Here is an 18,405-nt window from a genome sequence, read left to right as displayed (position 1 = left end):
TAATCCTGTTATGTAGTTCATTTCGGCACAGCCATGAGAATCGAAGATGCAAAATCGTAATATATTAACATAACTTCTGTAATGCTTGGTGATGCGTGGCGGAATCCTTGTTTTGTTCCTTCACCCAGTTCAAATTACCTCGAGTGTTTTTCTTTTTTAATTTTTTTATTTGAGGTATACAAAAAGTCAATAGCACTACTCGTATCACTGTTACTTACTTGAATACTAAAAAACTTGCTGAGTAAGTATCTCAGGGTCAACATATTTGTATCTGTTTGAGATAGGCCAATGTTATAGCTTAAATAAAGACGTTTTGAAAGTGATTTTCCTACCATAAAAGAAGTAGTATCACTCGTGGTATTGGTTATTTGATTGTAGTTCGTATTCGTTTGTATATTAAAATCAATACCTGCTGTTTGTTTGAGTTGCTCTAAAAGTTGGAGGCTCTTTGTGTCACTTCCTAGATTCATAGAAGATATCGCCGCAAGAAGTAATTGACCTCCAGCCTTATCTGCTTGGTCCGCCGGGCGACCAAGGACAAGCAGGGAAAGGATATCTGCTTGAGAAAAAGTTGAAGGATCGGAAAATAACTGAATTTTAGGACGTATTAATCGACCTGTGACTTCTACGCCTAGAATCATTGTTTCTCCGTAATTAATATTTTGTAGGTTTGTGCTATTGAAGTCCAAAAGTTGGCTTGAGGTGGCAAAAGCAGTTCCAGTAGTTCTAATTTTTTTTGCTGCACGTAAGTTAATTCCAGGATTACTCATGGATCCGCCAAATATTAATTGTCCCTGTTGTATTGCTAAGTTCTGCCCATAGGCTTTATAAATACCATCTCTAACTGATAATTCACCATATGCATTCATTGAACTTTGTTGTTGTTTGATATTCAGTGTTCCATCTAAATGCCCGTTTAGTCCTTTTACATTGACAGCAACTTCTTTTCCCATTTCGAGATCAATATCTATATTGTTAATTAAAGTAAATGAAGAGGATGTTTTTTCTTTACGTTTAAAAACTACATCATCCGGTAAAGAAATGCTGTTGTTGAATGAGCGAGGTTTAATTTCAGCATAAGGAACCAAAATAGTACCAGAAAGAGATTGCAGACTTGGCGTTAAACGCAGATTAAGTTTGGGTGAAATGTTAATTTTGTATTCACTGGTTTGAACCAGTGGAAAATCATTGCCTTCAAGAGTGAAGTCCCCTGTAAATTGAGAGTTTAAGCTTCCTTTTCCGGCAAGTGATAAATGGCGACCTGCTGATGCTGCTGAACCTGTTGCTTCCCAAGAGCGTTCATTGCCACGTACATTCATTTCGAGGGTATCTATATTAAGACCCAGTTTAGGTAAGGAAAGGCTTGCTTTACTGAGTATTAAATGACTCTCTATTTTTCTTTTATTCAAAGTGCCATTTACTTTTAATGAAGCGATCAATTGTCCTTTGATCTTATCAATTTCAGGGCTAATTTTTTGCAAAAAAGTCAGAGAATTTAATTCCAATGATAATTCGCTGTTTATTGCTTGGTTGTCTTTTAAACCAGCATCGAGAGTAAATTTAGGCAGGTTAAATTGCAGTTTTAAGTTTTTATTTTCGTCAATTGCCAAAATACCAGAGCCTTTCAGCTGTTCTGGTGAAAGGATGATCTTTAAAGACCCGCCTTTAAATTGAACAATTGGAAGGATGTCAAAATTGGGGTCATGATAAAAGCCAGGACGTATGGTCAGTAATAAATTACCTTGATTTTTGGCAGTGATCTCGCCACGGGTAGATAAATTAGTATGCAAACGAGCATGTTGAGCAGAGATATTCTGAGGTTGGATTAGATTGGCATTAAAAGTCCACTTCCAAGGAAAAGTTCCGCGAATTTTTGCATCCATTAACCACTGATCTTTGGGTACTGTAGTTATTTGTGAGTGCATATTGATTTGTATGCTTGGTAAAATACCGGTTGCGGTGATTGTCCCTTTTTCACTGTCTATGATTTTATCTTTTGCTGTATCCCATTGCAGACCTTGCCATCGAGCAGTCACTAATTGACTTTCTCGCAAAGAATGAGGCTGCCATTTTACTTCTAATTGTTCTATTTTTACTTTAAGTGATTTATTTTGGTATTCAATTCCATTCAGAGTAAAATGATTGAGAAGGCTTCCTTCAAGTTGCTGGATTTTTAGAGTGCCAGGAAAGTATAGACGACTGAATTGAATGAGAGTATGCAGCCCTGGTTTTGTATCCAATAAAAATAAGACTATTCCGGCTAGTAAAATAAGGAATAAAGAGCTTATATAAAGTGTTTTAACTAATACTCGCAGAATTTTTATCAGGATTCGTTTCATAAATCGGGTCCCATGCTGATCACCAAACGAGGGTTGTTTCCATCACGTTGCCATCGATTATTAATTGTCTGGGCCAACCCTACTTTGATTGGACCTAGAGGTGAAACCCACATTATACCACCGCCCGCATCATAATAAGGTGTTAAAGGGGCTGGATTGTAAACAGCTCCTGCATCATAAAATGCAATCAGATACCAATTTTTTTTAGTTTCCTTTTGAATTTCAAAACCAGCATAACTTAGTATTCTTCCTGGACCTATTGAATTAAATCCAAATGCTTTTAAATTATCCATTCCTCCCAAAAGTAATGCAAGTGATATAGGTTGCTGATTAATATTATTGATTGCGGTAACCCCTTGAATTGCATGCCCATAAAGGCGTAAACGCAGAGGTTCGATTCGCATTGCAGCTTTTATATCTAATGAAGCCTGAGCAAAATTAATAGTAGATAGAAGAACTTTGCTTGCAGCAAGGCCATTAACAGTGATGTTATATCCTGAAGGTGAAAAGAGTAGATCTTGGGTTTTGCTAAACGTTAAACTTGCTTTGGGATAAAGTAGAAATTGCTTTGAATTTTCCTGAAACGAATAATGAAAACCTTCATAAAGTGTATTTATAGAGAGTATACGCTGATAATTGGTTACCCGATGTTGTTGAGCCAGGGAGATAAGATATGAATTACTGTACCCTGCAGTGTAATTTAAATTCGAAAAATTTCCTGTAAGAGTGTATTGATCATTGACGGGATTATTACCGGGAACAATATATTGCGCTTGTAATGCATTTTGAACAAAAGATCCTTGAGCCATTAGATTGAACTTATGTCCTTGGCGATTGACTGGTACTACATGCATTGCAGCTCGACCACGAACGCCCGTATCTGTTCCAAATCCTGCACCAAGAGTGTAAGAGTATTTGGATGAAGGTTCAGTATGGATTTGCACTGGAACCGTTGAGTTTTCAGTAAATTGAGGTTTAACAACTACAGAGCTAAAGTAACCGCTATTTGATAAATCATTATTTAACTGAAGTATTTTATCCCCGGAATAGATTTGTCCTGGATGAAATGGAACAAAACGATGCAGTAACTTAGGGTTGATGTATGTAGGATTAAATTGTATTTGTCCAAAATAATAAAGAGGCCCAGTATCAAGAATAAGTGTAATTTCTGCAGTGTAATTTTCTTCATCAATTAAAATTTCACTTTCCTTAAATCCAGCACGCATGTAACCTTGACTTTCTGCTGTATCGAGAAGTTTTAATTTGGTTCGCTCATATTGCTCTGTGAAGAGAGGTGCTCCTTGCTTTAATGGTACATTTTTTATTGCATCACGCAGGATAAGGTTGTGTGATCCTTCACCTGTGAGTTCTATTTTAAGTTGTGAAATTTTGATTTGCGGCCCAGCATGGATTATGACAGTCAACTGCTGTGTATCAGGCCATCGTACAGTAGCATCAGCTTTAAAATAGCCAAAAGGTTGGATTGCCTGCATGACTTGTTCTTGCAATTCTTCCTGGCTGAATTGTGAAAGAGGTTTTAATTTCTGTAGTTCACTCAAACGTTTTTCGACGTTTGCTTCGACTTTTCCGAAAACTCCGTAAATTTTAATGGATACTTGATCATTATTTTGAGCGAATAACGCAAAACAGGTAATGAGAAGTATCAGATAGATTAGTTTTTTCACGATAGTCTCAATACTTTTTTCACCAAAAATGTTCCTATCTGCATTAGAAAACATTTTGAGAATATACACTTAATTGAGAGGAAGGGCTAGGGTAGTATAAAAGGATATATAATAATCATTCTTATTACACTTGAATTAATATGTAAAATTAGTCAGCATGCAGCACATTTAATTACGGCTACAACGCTGTACGATATATGTACTTTGAATCACTTTTAACTTCTAATCTGTTTTTCACTAGAGGCAAAGCTGTGTACTGTGAACAGTCAGAGTGTGCTTTTCCAGATCCCACAGTTAAGAGGTTCAATTGAATAATGACATTAATTTTTTACCATACTTTTAAGCCGATAAATTAAATCAAGTGCTTCTCGAGCAGTCAGGTGATCAGGATCAAGCTGTACTAATTCATGTAAAATAGGTGATTGGTTAGGTACTTGAACCTCTGAGTGTATTTGAGAAACTGGGGGTGTGGTTTGTATGTGATTTAAATGAGCATGAGCAATTTTTAAAACCTCAGCGGGGATGCCGGCAAGCTCTGCTACTTCCAATCCATAACTTCGATTTGCATGTCCTGGTTCCACTCGATATAAAAAGATGATGCGTCCCGTATCTAATGATGCTTGTAAATGAACATTCCGGATACATGGCCATTGCTGAGGAAGATGAGTTAATTCAAAATAGTGTGTAGAAAATAAAGTATACGCTTTGATGGTCGTTGCCAGATAAGTACAAGTCGCATAAGCCAGAGCCATGCCATCATAAGTGCTAGTACCGCGCCCGATTTCATCAATCAAAACCAAGCTTTCATGTGTTGCCTGTCTTAGAATTTGTGCTGTTTCGGTCATTTCCACCATAAAAGTTGAACGCCCAGAGGCCAGATCGTCACTCGCACCAATACGAGTAAAAACTCTATCAATAGGTCCTAAAGTTACCGATTTAGCAGGAACAAAGCTGCCAATGTGAGCTAGAAGGACAATTAAAGCAGTTTGACGCATATACGTCGATTTACCGCCCATGTTGGGACCAGTGATGAGTAATATATTGTGCGACGGTTTGAGATGTAAGTCATTGGCGATAAAACGTTCTTGTAACAAATGCTCAATTACTGGATGACGGCCTGCCTCAATGGAAATTTGCGATTCGGATACTAGGGTTGGGCAACACCAATTGAAACTTTGAGCTCTTTCTGCAAGAGTCGTTAGTACATCCAACTTTGCTAGTGCTTGTGCTAATTGTGTCAATTTATTTATATTTTGCTGAATTTCTACCAGTAAATTTTCATACAGCCACTTTTCGCGTGCCAAGGCTTTTACTTGTGCTGATAATACTTTTTCTTCAAATTGTTTCAATTCAGGTGTGATATAACGTTCCACATTTTTTAAAGTTTGCTTTCTGTGGTAATGCAGAGGTGCTTTTTCTGCCTGGGTTTTAGAAAGCTCAATATAATAACCTTGTACATTATTGAAACCGAATTTCAGAGTAGATAGTCCAGTTTTTTGTTTTTCTTCTTGCTCTAAATGAATGAGCTTATCATTGGCTCGCGTACTAAGGAGTCTTAATTCATCGAGTTCCTCATCAAAGCCAGGAGCTATGACGCCACCATCACGAATCAGTACAGGGGGATTTTCTATAATTGCCGATGCTAGCAACTGTTGTAATGCAGGTATTGGCTTAATGTGTCTTTTTAACTTCACTAGGAGTTCGCTTTTGTTGTGAGTAAGTACTGCATTCAGCTCAGGAAGTAAGGTTAAAGTATGACTTAAAGCAACTAAATCGCGTGGACGCGCTGATTTCAGAGCAATGCGCGACACAATTCGTTCTACATCACATATTTGTCTCAATAGTTCATAGATGGATACATCGTGTTGTAGAAGGATGATTTCCTTTATGGCATGTTGACGTGCCATGATTTGTTCATGTTGTTTGAGTGGTCTTCCCAACCACCGTTTAAGTAAACGGCTGCCCATGGAGCAGGCAGTTTTATCCAGCAGAGATAATAAGCTGTTTTCATGGTTGCCACTCATATTTTCAAATATTTCTAAGTGTTTTTGTGTTGAGGCATCCAGTTGCAAGTAATCATGGGCATGCTCAAGAGTCATTGTGGTTAAATGAGGAAGAGCTTGTTTTTGTGTCGTCTGTAAGTAGCTTAATAAGGCACCTGCTGCAACCAGAGCAGTAGGATGATCTTGTTCACCAAAAGCAGAAAGATCGTTGACTGAAAATTGCTCGCATAGGCGTTTTTTTGCGTTGTCAAAACAAAATTCCCAGCCAGGTCTCAGTTTGATTGGAAAATTCGCGCAGTATTCTTCCAAAGAAGATTCTTCTTGTAAGAGCAATTCAGCGGGCTGCAGTCTCATAAGTTCTGCGCTAAGCTGATTTGCTTCCATTAATTCCAACAAATGAAAACGTCCGCTGCTTAGTTCAACCCATGCAAGACCAATTTTTTGTTTTTGATAGTGAATAGCCAGCAATAAATTATCTTTTTTTGCATCCAAAAGCGCTTCATCAGTCACTGTTCCTGGAGTGATAATACGAGTAACCTGACGCGCTACAGGTCCTTTACTTGTAGCAGGGTCTCCTATTTGTTCACAAATAGCCACTGACTCGCCTTTTTTAATTAATCGAGCCAGATAATTTTCCACAGCATGATAAGGCACACCAGCCATGGGAATTGGTTTGTCAGCAGATTGGCCGCGATGGGTCAAAGTAAGATCCAATAATTGAGCTGCACGTTTGGCATCATCAAAAAATAATTCGTAAAAATCGCCCATACGGTAAAGCAGAAGCATATCAGGGTATTCTGATTTAATGCGTAAATACTGTTGCATCATCGGTGTATGGGAAGTGGTCATGAATGTATTTTGCTTGAGTTGAAATTGCGGCAATTCTAACAAAATCACATGAAGTAGAGTAGATACAATTTATATTCAACTTCAATAAATAACCCTGGATTCAAAAATAGAATCTGGGATATTATCAATGACTCATAACGAATAGGCAAAGGAAATGCTATGTTAACTCCAAAGGATGTTAAGACTGTTGAGGCAGCAAAGCAAATTATCGAGGAGCGAAATCTGACCCACATCAAGGTTGGTTTATTTGATGTGGATGGGGTGATGCTTGGAAAATATATGAGTCGTAATAAATTCTTCTCGGCTCTGGACAATGGGTTTTCTTTTTGCGATGTGATCTTAGGATGGGACTCCAAAGATAAACTGTATGATAATGGGAAATATACAGGTTGGCATACAGGATACCCTGATACATTAGTACGCGTTCTCCCAGAAACGTGCCGTGAGCTTGTTTTCGAAGAGAATCAACTGTTGTTTATGGCTGAATTTTCTGGAGAGGCCGAAGTGTTATGTCCTAGAGCATTACTACGTCGAATTGTTCAAAAAGCCGATTCAATGGGATTTGATGTTTATGCCGCATTGGAATATGAATTCTTTATGTTTGACGAGACTCCAGACAGTATACGATCTAAAGGGTTTCGTGATTTAAAACCGATGACGCCTGATTTTTTTGGTTATTCAATGATTCGTAATACGGTTCATGCGGACTTATATCATCAGATCCTCAGTATGAGTGAGATTATGGATTTTCCTATTGAGGGGCTGCATGCAGAAACAGGCCCGGGGGTGATTGAAGCAGCAATCGCTGTAGATAAAGTTATAGAAGCGGGAGATAAGGCAGCGTTATTTAAAACATTCATGAAGATCTTAGCCCAGCGTAACAATATGATGGCAACTTTTATGGCTAAGTGGTCTCCGCATTATCCTGGACAAAGTGGACATATTCATCTCTCCTTACGCCATAAAAATGATATGAGAAGTGCTTTTTATGCCCCCTCGATGCTACATAATATGAGTGAAATTCAGCGGCATTTCGTGGCAGGTCAACAGAAGCTTATGCCTGAGTTTTTGGCAATGGTCTCGCCCACAGTGAACAGTTTTTCCCGCTTGATTCCCGGACTCTGGGCTCCAACTGATGCGACATGGGGGGTAGAAAATCGTACCACGGCACTGCGTGTTATACCAGGAAGTGATAAATCGCAGCGTGTTGAGTATCGCTTGGGTTCCGCCGATTCGAATCCTTATTTGGCTTTGGCAGCAGCTTTAGGTTCTGGCCTTTATGGAATTGAACATGAACTGGAACCATACCCAGAAGTCAAAGGTAATTCCTACGCACAACATCATGAAGAAGAGCTTGCATTGCCACGTACATTGTGGGAAGCCGCTACTCGTCTTAAGAAGTCAAAGGCTGCACGTTCTTTATTTGGTGAGCCTTTTGTTGATCATTTTGCTGCTTCTCGTGAATGGGAAGAACGAGAATTTCGTCGTCATATTACAGATTGGGAATTGGACCGTTACTTTGAAATTATTTGACTCGGATCTAGATTATGGAAGATACATTGAAGACCTATTCACCTATAGACAATTCTCTTTATGTGGAGCGTGCTTTTGCCAATGACCATGAGATTCAAGCTGCATTGGATCGCGCAATAGGAGCAAAAAAACAGTGGGCTGCGACCACCTTAACTGAGCGGGCGAACTATTGTACTGCCGCGGTAGATGCTCTAGTTGCTAATAAGGATGAGATTGCTAGCGAAATTTGCTGGCAAATGGGAAGACCCATTTGTTATGCTGTTGGAGAAATTAACGGCCTTGAAGAAAGGGCTCGTTATATGATTGCTGCCGCAAATGCAGCACTTGCTCCTATCAGGCTACCTGAAAAACAGGGCTTTATTCGTTACATCAAGCGTGAGCCATTAGGACTGACCTTAGTTATTGCTCCCTGGAATTATCCTTATCTTACTGCAGTCAATGCGATTATCCCAGCCATTATGGCTGGAAATGTGGTGTTGCTGAAACATTCAGCGCAAACACCACTTGCAGCAGAACGGTTCGACCAGGCATTTAGGGAGGCAAACCTTCCGCAAGGGGTTTTTCAGTATTTACATCTAACGCATACTAATACAGAAGAAATCTTACGTCACTCAGCAATAAATAATGTTGCGTTTACAGGTTCTGTTGCTGGTGGAGAGATGGTTGAACGAGTAACGGCCGGACGCTTTTTGAATGTAGGACTAGAGCTTGGAGGAAAAGATCCTGCTTATGTTCGTTTTGATGCGGATATTGATAAAGCTGTAGATACGCTTATGGACGGGGCATTTTTTAACTCAGGCCAATCCTGTTGTGGAATTGAGCGTATTTACGTACATAAGAATGTTTATGATCATTTTATCAGTAAAGCAGTCGCATTGGTTAGACAATATAAACTCGGACGTCCTGATGAATCGGAAACAACTTTAGGACCACTTGTTCGCCCATCTTCTGCTGAATTCGTTCGCGCACAAATTCAAGAAGCTTTGGCCCAGGGTGCTGTAGCACATATCGACAGTCGAGATTTTGTCATGGATCAACCAGGATCTGCCTATATGGCTCCCCAGATTTTAACGGAAGTAAACCACAAAATGCGGGTGATGACGGAAGAAACGTTTGGACCAGTGGTCGGTATCATGTCTGTTGACAGCGATGACGAAGCTATTGCATTAATGAATGATAGTAACTATGGATTAACTGCAGCTGTTTTTACCCAAAATATAGACCAAGGAATTGCTATTGGTGAGCAACTTCACACAGGAACATTTTTTATTAATCGTTGTGATTATCTAGATCCTGCCTTGGCTTGGACTGGCATTAAAAACTCTGGGCGTGGATGTACTCTCTCTTCTATAGGATATGATGTACTGACCCGACCCAAATCTTTTCATGTAAAAATGATCGATTAGAAAGGAAATTATCGATGAGCACATTATCATTAACGGCCAATTGGAACTATCCTACTTCGATAAAGGTGGGGGTGGGACGTGTTCGTGAGCTTGTTGATGCCTGTCATACATTGGGAATGAAATCACCCTTGTTAGTCACAGACAGTAACCTTGCAAAATTACCAATGATTGAATCCGTATTGATGAATTGCCGTGAAGCGGGTTTGCTTATTGCTTTATTCGCTACTGTAACAGCAAATCCATCAGGTGAACATGTTACGGCAGGTGTAGATATTTACCGAAAAGGGCAACATGATGGAGTCATTGCCATGGGAGGAGGATCTGCTCTTGATGCGGGTAAGGCCATCGCATTGATGGTTGGACAAAATTGTTCCTTATGGGATTTTGAAGATACAGGAGATAATTGGCGACGGGTGAATGTTGCTGGTATAGCTCCTGTTATAGCGTTACCGACTACTGCGGGTACTGGTTCAGAGGTGGGGCGTGCTTCGGTTATTACCGATACGCAACAACAGCGTAAAAAGATCATTTTTCATCCTAAGATGTTGCCTGCCATGGTTATTTTAGATCCGGAATTGACAGTTGCTTTACCTCCGAATATTACAGCAGCAACAGGTATGGATGCATTATCTCATTGCTTGGAAGCTTATTCTGCTCCCTGCTATCATCCATTGGCAGAGGGGATTGCTCTTGAGGGGATACGTCTAATAAAAGAATATTTACCACGAGTAATGCAAAATGGTAATGATATAGAGTCAAGAACACAAATGCTTGTCGCTTCTCTGATGGGCGCAACAGCTTTTCAGCGTGGTTTGGGCGCTATGCATGCACTTGCTCATCCATTAGGAGCGATTTATGATGCCCATCATGGTCGATTAAATGCCATTTTAATGCCTTATATATTGCAAGCCAATCGACTTAAGATTGAATATAAAATAACACGGTTGGCAGCTTATTTGGAGATTGACAATGGATTTGATGGATTTCTCAATTGGATACTGAAATTACGTCGTGAATTAGGTATCGAGCATCGTTTAACTGAAATTGGCATTGATGAGCAATATGTGACACGTATCGCACTAATGGCAACAGAAGATCCTTCAGCACAAAGCAATCCGATCCTTTTCGACCAGCAGCAATATAGAAGCATTCTTATAGCAGCAATCCAGGGGGATGACTCACATCATTAGACCTCTTTCCAACCTCGCTAAGGAGCGCGGAATGCGAGGAGACGCGGAGCGGAGAACCGGAGTGTATATGCAAGTACATAAGGATTCGAGCACCGCATCGACGAAGCAATTTGCCTCTTTAGTAGAGTTTGAAAGGAGGTTTATTTGAAGACTGTGGTACTGAGATTGGCAGAAGCGCCTTAAAAAACTCCATCGGGACTATTATGAAAATTGGAATATTGCAATGTGGCCAAGTAGTACCAGAATTAATTGCTGTCCATGGCACTTATTCAGAAATGTATACCAAACTACTGCATCAGGCAGAACCCAATTTGATATTTACAGTCTATGATGTTTGCCATGGTGAGCTACCCGCTCATATTAATGTCGAAGATGCTTATGTTATTACTGGGAGTCACTATAGTGTTAATGATGGCTTTACATGGATTACTTCACTTGAAGAATTGGTCCGATGCCTTCATGCGGGTAGAAAAAAAGTCGTAGGAATTTGTTTTGGTCATCAGCTTATTGCGAAGGCATTAGGCGGTAAGGTGATTCAATCTCCCAAGGGTTGGGGGATAGGAGTGTCGGTAAATAAAATCACTCAGCATAAATCTTGGATGACTCCATCTCTTAGAGCGCTTAACCTAATTGTTAGCCACCAGGATCAAGTTGTGGTTCTACCGCCAGAAACCGAAGTGCTCGCTGCAAATGATTTTTGTCCGTTTTATATGCTGCAAATTCGCGACAATCTGTTTACTGTACAAGGTCACCCTGAGTATAGTAACAATTATGCCCAGGCATTGATTGAAATCCGTAAAAATAAGCTGAGTAAGGAATTGGTCGATCAGGGACTAAACTCATTACAGCAATCTTGTGATGATAGAGTATTTTCTAGTTGGATTGTTAATTTTTTGAGTTTTTAAATAAGAAAATATTGTATGCTTCAACTTTTTTATTGAAATATCAATAGGTCATGGTTGAATTTAAATTTATTTGCTAGAATCTAAAGGGATTTAAAAAAATATAAACTTATAGGGAGAGTAAAATGAATCGTTTCGCTTTAGTTGCAACAACTGGTTTATTAGCATTAGCGTTAACTGCATGTGGTGAGCAAAGTAATAAACAACCCACGGCAGGAACAACTGATACCACTACAACACAACCAGCACCAGCTCAGCCTGCTGGCGAAAATCAAAACCAAACTCAAAATCAATAAATCTTTTAACCTGGGTGAAGGTTTAGACCGAAACCCAGGGATAACGTCTACATATTCATATATTCATGAGCTCTTTTGATAAATTAATCAAAGAAATTGCTGCAATTCTAAAAAAAAAGAGTTGGCAATTAGTCACAGCTGAATCATGTACAGGGGGGCTTATTGCAAGTTATCTCACTGAAATTTCTGGAAGTTCAGTCTGGTTTGAGCGTGGATTTGTTACGTACAGTAATTTAGCCAAAGAAGAGCTGCTCTCAGTACCTAAAGAATTAATTGAGGAATATGGTGCTGTCAGTGAACCTGTTGCACAGGCTATGGCGACTGGCGCTTTACAACATAGTGCAGGAGATGTGGCTGTATCTGTTACTGGTATTGCAGGCCCGGACGGAGGTAGCTTTGAAAAGCCAGTGGGTACTGTATGTTTTAGTTGGGCAGCTAGGGGCATGAGTTCTAAAATATTAAGAAAACAATTCACTGGAGACCGACAAGACATACGCTTGGCTGCTTGCCAAGAAGCTTTGTCAGGTATTCTTTCCTACATCAAAAATTGATGAATATTCTGCGATGTATAAAAAAGTAATCTTATTGAGGGTTGGAAATTTCAATATATCGAAATTTCCAACTTTTGATAGTAACACCAAACCCGGGTATTTGAGCTATTTATTTTAGGAAAGATATAGCGGTTAAATCCTCAGCCACCGTTAGTGCTTTTCGTTTAAATTCAAATTGAGCACGATCTATAAAGCGTACTCTTGATTCCTCTGGGGTAGGAAAAAAGAGATGCTTAGTGGCATTAGAAATATTAATTACTATGCGTTCTGCATACAATGAAGTAGATATTACGTCAGAAATTGGTGATGGTTTTTCATTTTTACTTTGCATAAAATTTTCTATTTAAGATACATTTATTAGTATTTTACCATGTAGTAAAAATATTAATCAACTACTGGATTGTGAATGGATATTAATAGGGCTCAAAAAAACTCTTTTAAACTGGTGAATCAATTTGCTGCTTGTTTCTATCTGTGTGATAATTTTACCCTTGCCTAACTCTAACTACCTGGAAAATATTATGGAAGAAAATAAACAAAAAGCATTATCAGCTGCCCTTTCGCAAATTGAACGTCAATTTGGTAAAGGATCAGTGATGCGTATGGGAGACAGCAACGTATCCCGAGATATAGAAGCCATTTCAACAGGATCTTTAGGATTGGATATCGCATTGGGAATTGGTGGTTTGCCTAAAGGACGTATTGTTGAAATTTATGGTCCCGAATCTTCTGGTAAAACTACTTTGACCTTACAAGTTATTGCAGAATGTCAAAAAATGGGAGGCACTGCCGCATTTATTGACGCAGAACATGCTTTAGATCCTAGCTATGCACAAAAACTGGGTGTTAATGTGGATGAATTATTGGTTTCTCAACCCGATACAGGGGAACAAGCTCTAGAGATTACCGATATGCTGGTTCGTTCAGCCGCTGTAGATGTAATTATTGTCGACTCTGTTGCTGCATTGACTCCTAAAGCAGAAATCGAAGGGGAAATGGGGGATTCACATGTTGGTTTACAAGCTCGACTCATGTCACAAGCTTTACGAAAATTGACCGCTAATATTAAACGATCTAATACGCTAGTCATTTTCATTAACCAAATTCGTATGAAAATTGGTGTGATGTTTGGTAGCCCTGAAACAACCACTGGTGGTAATGCATTGAAATTCTATGCTTCTGTCCGCTTAGATATCCGCCGCATTGGGTCAATCAAAAAAGGCGAAGAAATTTTAGGTAGTGAAACCCGTGTTAAAGTAGTTAAGAATAAAGTTGCTCCACCATTCAAGATGACTGAATTTGATATTCTTTATAATGAAGGTATTTCTCGTGAAAGTGAAATTATCAACTTGGGTGTCCAACTCAATCTGATTGAAAAAGCGGGTGCTTGGTACAGCTATAAAGGAGAGAAAATTGGCCAAGGTAAAGATAATGTTCGCTTGTACCTTAAGGAAAACTCTCAAGTTGCGGCAACTCTTGAGCAGCAAATTCGTGCTGAGCTCTTAGAGAAAAAACTACCTATGCTTGCATCAGCTAGTGCCGATGAATTTGAGACAATTGATGACTAAAGCATTTGATAGTGCTGTGCGCCTGCTATCCAGGCGCGAGCACAGTAGGGTAGAGCTTTATGATAAATTAAAACAAAAAGGATATAATCCAATAGAAATAAAAAATGCACTGGAGGAGTGTCAGCGCTTGGATTTACAAAATGATTATCGTTTTGTAGAAATATACAGCCGCTCGCGCATTCGTCAGGGTTATGGACCTTTAAAAATAAGCCAGGAATTAGGTAGTAAAGGCATTAATAAGGAATTAATTCATCAGTTTTTGCGGCAGGAGGAAGATAATTGGTTGACTTATGCTTTAGATGTTTGGCGGAAAAAAAGTAAAGGTCAATGTGATTTATCTTTTGAGGAACTCCAAAAGCAGCAGCGGTTTTTGCTTTATCGTGGATTTAGCATGGATATCATTGCTCAAGTAAAAAAAGAATTGAAAAAATAAAATGAAATCGAAGCCTAGGATGCTTTTGCATCCTGGTTATATTAAAAGATTAACTCAAATTGGTGTTGATTATAAATGAAAAGTTCTGAAATTAGACAAGCATTCTTTGATTATTTCACACAACGTGGTCATCAATTAGTGGAATCCAGTTCATTAGTTCCTGCGAATGATCCTACTTTATTGTTTACAAATGCAGGTATGGTGCAATTTAAGGATTTATTTTTAGGACTTGAAATACGCCCTTATCAACGGGCAGTTACCTCGCAACGTTGTGTGCGCGCAGGTGGTAAACACAATGACTTGGAGAATGTGGGCTATACAGCAAGACACCATACATTTTTTGAAATGTTGGGTAACTTTAGTTTCGGAGATTATTTCAAGCGAGAAGCAATTAAATTTGCTTGGGAATTTTTAACTCAAGTTCTGCATTTACCTGAAGAGCGTTTATGGGTGACTGTTTATAAAGAAGATCAGGAAGCAGAAGATATCTGGCTAAAAGAAATGAAAGTTTCAGCCGCACGATTCTCGCGTTGTGGGGAAAAAGATAATTTTTGGTCCATGGCCGACACCGGTCCCTGTGGTCCTTGCACTGAAATCTTTTATGATCATGGCCCTGAAATTCCAGGTGGTCCTCCAGGCAGTCCTGATGAAGATGGGGATCGATATATAGAAATTTGGAATCTGGTATTCATGCAATTTAACCGAGATAAGGATGGGAGTTTGCATCCTTTACCTAAACCTTCTGTAGATACAGGTATGGGACTTGAGCGACTCGCCGCAGTAGTTCAAGGCGTACACAGCAACTATGAAACGGATATTTTCCAATATTTAATCCAAGCCACTGCAAAACTTGGAAACATTATTGATTTAAACCATACCTCTTTAAAAGTCATTGCTGATCATATTCGCTCTTGTGCGTTTTTAATTGCCGATGGAGTGATTCCTGGCAATGAAGGACGAGGATATGTATTAAGAAGAGTTATAAGAAGAGCAGTAAGGCATGGTAATAAGTTAGGCTTGTCAACACCATTTTTTTCACGATTAGTAGAGCCCTTAATTAAAGTAATGGGTGATGCATATCCTGAGTTGATAAAATTTAAAGCTCATATAGAAAAAATCCTTAATCAAGAAGAAAATCAATTTGCTCGTACTCTCGATCAGGGCCTACGTCTCTTGCAGGAACAAATGCATTCTCTTGGGGGGCATGAAATATCTGGAGAAATCGCATTTAAGTTATATGATACTTATGGCTTTCCTGTTGATTTGACTGCTGATATAGCTCGAGAACAAGGGCTTTATGTGGATATGGATGGTTTTAATCAATTGATGCGACAGCAAAGAGAACAATCTCAAGCTGCGAGCCAGTTCAGCGTGGATTATAGCACCAGTGCTCAATTAGACTACCAATCTGACTTTCATGGATATGAAAAAAAGGAAACAGAAGCAAAAATTATTGCCTTGCTGCATGAGGGAAGTAAAGTGCAAACCTTAACTCAAGGTACAAAAGGAGCTTTAGTTTTGGATCACACACCCTTTTACGCAGAAAGTGGTGGTCAAGTAGGAGATAAGGGAATATTAACAAGCAAGGGCTTTTGTTTTCGTGTCGATGATACGCAAAAAAAAGGTCAAGCCATAGTACATTATGGTGAAGTGGTGGAAGGTACTGCAGCTTTAGATCAATTAGTTAATGCTCAAATAGATAATGAGCGTCGAGAAGCAATCCGTTTAAATCATACAGCAACACATTTATTGCATGCTGCGTTAAAAACGGTAGTTGGACCACAAGTCCAGCAAAAGGGTTCATTGGTTGATGCGGAGCGTGCGCGTTTTGACTTTTCTCATTTTGAACCACTAACTGCAGAACAAATTATAGAAATTGAATCGTTGGTCAATGATCAAATTCGGGCCAATCATGATGTAGTAACTCGAATTATGGATATTGATTCTGCTAAAAAAAGTGGTGCAGTAGCTCTTTTTGGAGAGAAATATACTGATAAAGTGCGCGTATTATCCATGGGTGAATTCTCTAAAGAGCTTTGTGGTGGAACGCACGCGCAACGGACAGGTGATATTGGTCTATTTAAAATTGTTGCGGAATACGGTATTGCCAGTGGAGTGAGGCGTATCGAGATGGTGACAGGGCGTTATGCTTTAACATGGGTTAATGAACAGCAGTTTATGCTGAACGAATTAGCATCTTTGTTAAAAACCACAACAAATAGTTTATCGGATAAAGTAGGGCAGCTTATTACCGAAAATAAAGGTTTGGAAAAGGAAATTGCTAAATTACACAGTGAGAAAGCACAAAAATCAGGTGCTGATCTGGCAAATGAAGTGGAAAAAATTAATGGAATCAGTTTACTTGTAAAACGATTGGAAGGTGTAGATAGTCAAACCATGCGTACTACTTTGGATCAACTGAAGTCCAGGCTCGACTCAGCTGTCATTGTTTTATTTACCATAGACCAAAATAAAATGAATGTGATTGCGGGAGTGAGTAAAAATATTTTAAGTGAAGCACCTTCTGCGGCTGCTTTAGTAAGGCATCTCTGTGGAAAAGGTGGAGGCCGTGATGATATGGCCCAAGGAGGAGGGGGTGTCCCGCCTGATTTGGAGAAAAAAATAGAAGAAATTAGAGAAATGGTGCGCCACTCTTAAAAATGATGCAAGTAGCCTGTTTTCTTAGGCTACTTCTCTTGAAAACAACCATCCATAAGGAAATGACATGAGTTTTCTGCAAGAGTTTAAGAAATTTGCTATCAAGGGAAATGTGATTGATCTTGCCGTTGCTGTGGTTATAGGTGCTGCCTTTGGCAAAATTATTAGCTCCTTAGTCAGCGGTATTATTATGCCTTTAATTGGTTTGTTATTAGGTGGGATCAATGTCGCAAATAGGACGTTTACCGTAGGTGATGCGGTTGTAAAGTGGGGAGAGTTTCTCCAGGCAGTGATCGATTTTACCATTATTTCGTTTTCAATTTTTGTAGCAATTAAATTGATTTCTTTATTAAGAAAAGAAGAGGAAAAGAAAGAAACCCCAACAAGGGAAGAAACTTTATTAACTGAAATTCGCGATTTATTGAAAGAAAAAAAAAGTAAAAGGAATAAAATTTAATCTTTTCATTATTTCTTAACCTCTCTCTCCCTACGCATTGTGCTTTATGCATGGCACGTAGGATGAAAAAATTTTGGGGAATCTCTAATGGAGTCCTGGGTTTTTTCTATTCGAGTTTTTACAGGTTCCGCTGTGGCCTCACCCAGGCTATGTAAATTTTTATCGTTTTTCTGCCGGTAGACCCCTAAGTATTTGCAAGTCTGCTATAATTTTAAACAGGAAACCTCATTAATAAGGATAATTAATTATGGCCGAGATTCTAAATTTAATCGCTGTAATTGTTATTTTCGGGGTGGCTTTGTGGTTAATCAATACTTTTATTCCTATGCCACCATCAATTAAAAGCCTGTTAAATGTGTTGGTACTCATCATTTTAGTTATCTATATTTTACAATTTTTTGGTTTGATAAAAACAATTTTACCCATGATTAAAATTATAAAATAAATTAATCAAATAAATAATTAAGTTACAAGTTTTTTGTAGCTCTCATACCTATTTTAAAGAGTTAGTATGGATTCTTTGAGCGCTGTTGCT

The 18,405-nt window shown here is 38.9% G+C and carries 15 protein-coding genes; 11 read left to right on the top strand and 4 right to left on the bottom strand.

The genetic code is table 11. The features are described from left to right. Positions 1–134: 134 nt before the first annotated feature. The 3 genes from Ltuc_RS07430 to mutS form a co-directional block, all read right to left on the bottom strand. Positions 135–2,339: a translocation/assembly module TamB domain-containing protein gene (locus Ltuc_RS07430; RefSeq protein WP_058520647.1), complete on the bottom strand. Its 2,205-nt coding sequence runs from the start codon at positions 2,337–2,339 to the stop codon at positions 135–137. Beyond that, complete coding sequence (locus Ltuc_RS07425) at positions 2,336–4,024, bottom strand: autotransporter assembly complex protein TamA (protein WP_058521639.1); 1,689 nt, start codon at positions 4,022–4,024, stop codon at positions 2,336–2,338. The genes Ltuc_RS07430 and Ltuc_RS07425 overlap by 4 nt, the downstream gene beginning before the upstream one ends. 320 nt (positions 4,025–4,344) lie before the next feature. Next, complete coding sequence (gene mutS / locus Ltuc_RS07420; protein WP_058521638.1) at positions 4,345–6,876, bottom strand: DNA mismatch repair protein MutS; 2,532 nt, start codon at positions 6,874–6,876, stop codon at positions 4,345–4,347. A gap of 159 nt (positions 6,877–7,035) precedes the next feature. On the opposite strand from mutS, the gene Ltuc_RS07415 reads away from it, so the two are divergent. The 6 genes from Ltuc_RS07415 (at position 7,036) to Ltuc_RS07395 (ending at position 12,754) form a co-directional block, all read left to right on the top strand. After that, entirely contained in the window at positions 7,036–8,409 is a 1,374-nt protein-coding gene (locus tag Ltuc_RS07415; protein WP_058520646.1) for a glutamine synthetase family protein, read from the top strand. 14 nt (positions 8,410–8,423) lie between these two features. Further along, positions 8,424–9,815: an aldehyde dehydrogenase family protein gene (locus tag Ltuc_RS07410; protein ID WP_058520645.1), complete on the top strand. Its 1,392-nt coding sequence runs from the start codon at positions 8,424–8,426 to the stop codon at positions 9,813–9,815. 14 nt (positions 9,816–9,829) lie between these two features. Beyond that, on the top strand, positions 9,830–11,005 hold the full coding sequence (locus Ltuc_RS07405; RefSeq protein ID WP_058520644.1) for an iron-containing alcohol dehydrogenase: 1,176 nt from the start codon (positions 9,830–9,832) through the stop codon (positions 11,003–11,005). A 203-nt stretch (positions 11,006–11,208) separates the two neighbouring features. Beyond that, positions 11,209–11,910 carry a glutamine amidotransferase-related protein gene (locus Ltuc_RS07400; protein WP_058520643.1) on the top strand — a complete coding sequence of 234 codons (702 nt, stop codon included), beginning with the start codon at positions 11,209–11,211 and terminating at the stop codon, positions 11,908–11,910. 122 nt (positions 11,911–12,032) lie between these two features. Then, on the top strand, positions 12,033–12,203 hold the full coding sequence (locus tag Ltuc_RS15520) for a hypothetical protein (RefSeq protein ID WP_165480984.1): 171 nt from the start codon (positions 12,033–12,035) through the stop codon (positions 12,201–12,203). Positions 12,204–12,268: 65 nt separating this feature from the next. After that, positions 12,269–12,754 carry a CinA family protein gene (locus tag Ltuc_RS07395; protein ID WP_058520642.1) on the top strand — a complete coding sequence of 162 codons (486 nt, stop codon included), beginning with the start codon at positions 12,269–12,271 and terminating at the stop codon, positions 12,752–12,754. A gap of 109 nt (positions 12,755–12,863) precedes the next feature. On the opposite strand, the gene Ltuc_RS07390 is transcribed toward Ltuc_RS07395, so the two are convergent. Further along, positions 12,864–13,085: a hypothetical protein gene (locus Ltuc_RS07390; protein WP_058520641.1), complete on the bottom strand. Its 222-nt coding sequence runs from the start codon at positions 13,083–13,085 to the stop codon at positions 12,864–12,866. 190 nt (positions 13,086–13,275) lie between these two features. Here Ltuc_RS07390 and recA point away from each other — a divergent pair, with 190 nt between their 5' ends. The 5 genes from recA (at position 13,276) to Ltuc_RS07365 (ending at position 18,315) form a co-directional block, all read left to right on the top strand. Beyond that, positions 13,276–14,322 (top strand): recombinase RecA, encoded by a 1,047-nt coding sequence (gene recA, locus Ltuc_RS07385; protein WP_058520640.1) that lies wholly within the window; start codon positions 13,276–13,278, stop codon positions 14,320–14,322. Next, positions 14,315–14,755 carry a recombination regulator RecX gene (gene recX, locus Ltuc_RS07380; RefSeq protein ID WP_058520639.1) on the top strand — a complete coding sequence of 147 codons (441 nt, stop codon included), beginning with the start codon at positions 14,315–14,317 and terminating at the stop codon, positions 14,753–14,755. Before recA ends, recX begins: the two co-directional genes overlap by 8 nt. A 75-nt stretch (positions 14,756–14,830) precedes the next feature. Further along, positions 14,831–17,413: an alanine--tRNA ligase gene (gene alaS, locus Ltuc_RS07375; protein WP_058520638.1), complete on the top strand. Its 2,583-nt coding sequence runs from the start codon at positions 14,831–14,833 to the stop codon at positions 17,411–17,413. Between the two features lie 67 nt (positions 17,414–17,480). After that, the gene (gene mscL, locus Ltuc_RS07370; RefSeq protein WP_058520637.1) at positions 17,481–17,870 is read left to right on the top strand and encodes a large-conductance mechanosensitive channel protein MscL; all 390 of its coding nucleotides are present in this window, start codon (positions 17,481–17,483) and stop codon (positions 17,868–17,870) included. Between the two features lie 247 nt (positions 17,871–18,117). Then, entirely contained in the window at positions 18,118–18,315 is a 198-nt protein-coding gene (locus Ltuc_RS07365) for a Thivi_2564 family membrane protein (RefSeq protein ID WP_058520636.1), read from the top strand. Positions 18,316–18,405 lie beyond the last annotated feature (90 nt).

It is taken from the genome of Legionella tucsonensis (assembly GCF_001468035.1).
Classification (GTDB): Bacteria; Pseudomonadota; Gammaproteobacteria; order Legionellales; family Legionellaceae; genus Legionella; species Legionella tucsonensis.
The sequence above is the reverse complement of the archived record's forward strand: the minus strand, read 5'-3'. Positions and strand labels throughout refer to the sequence as shown.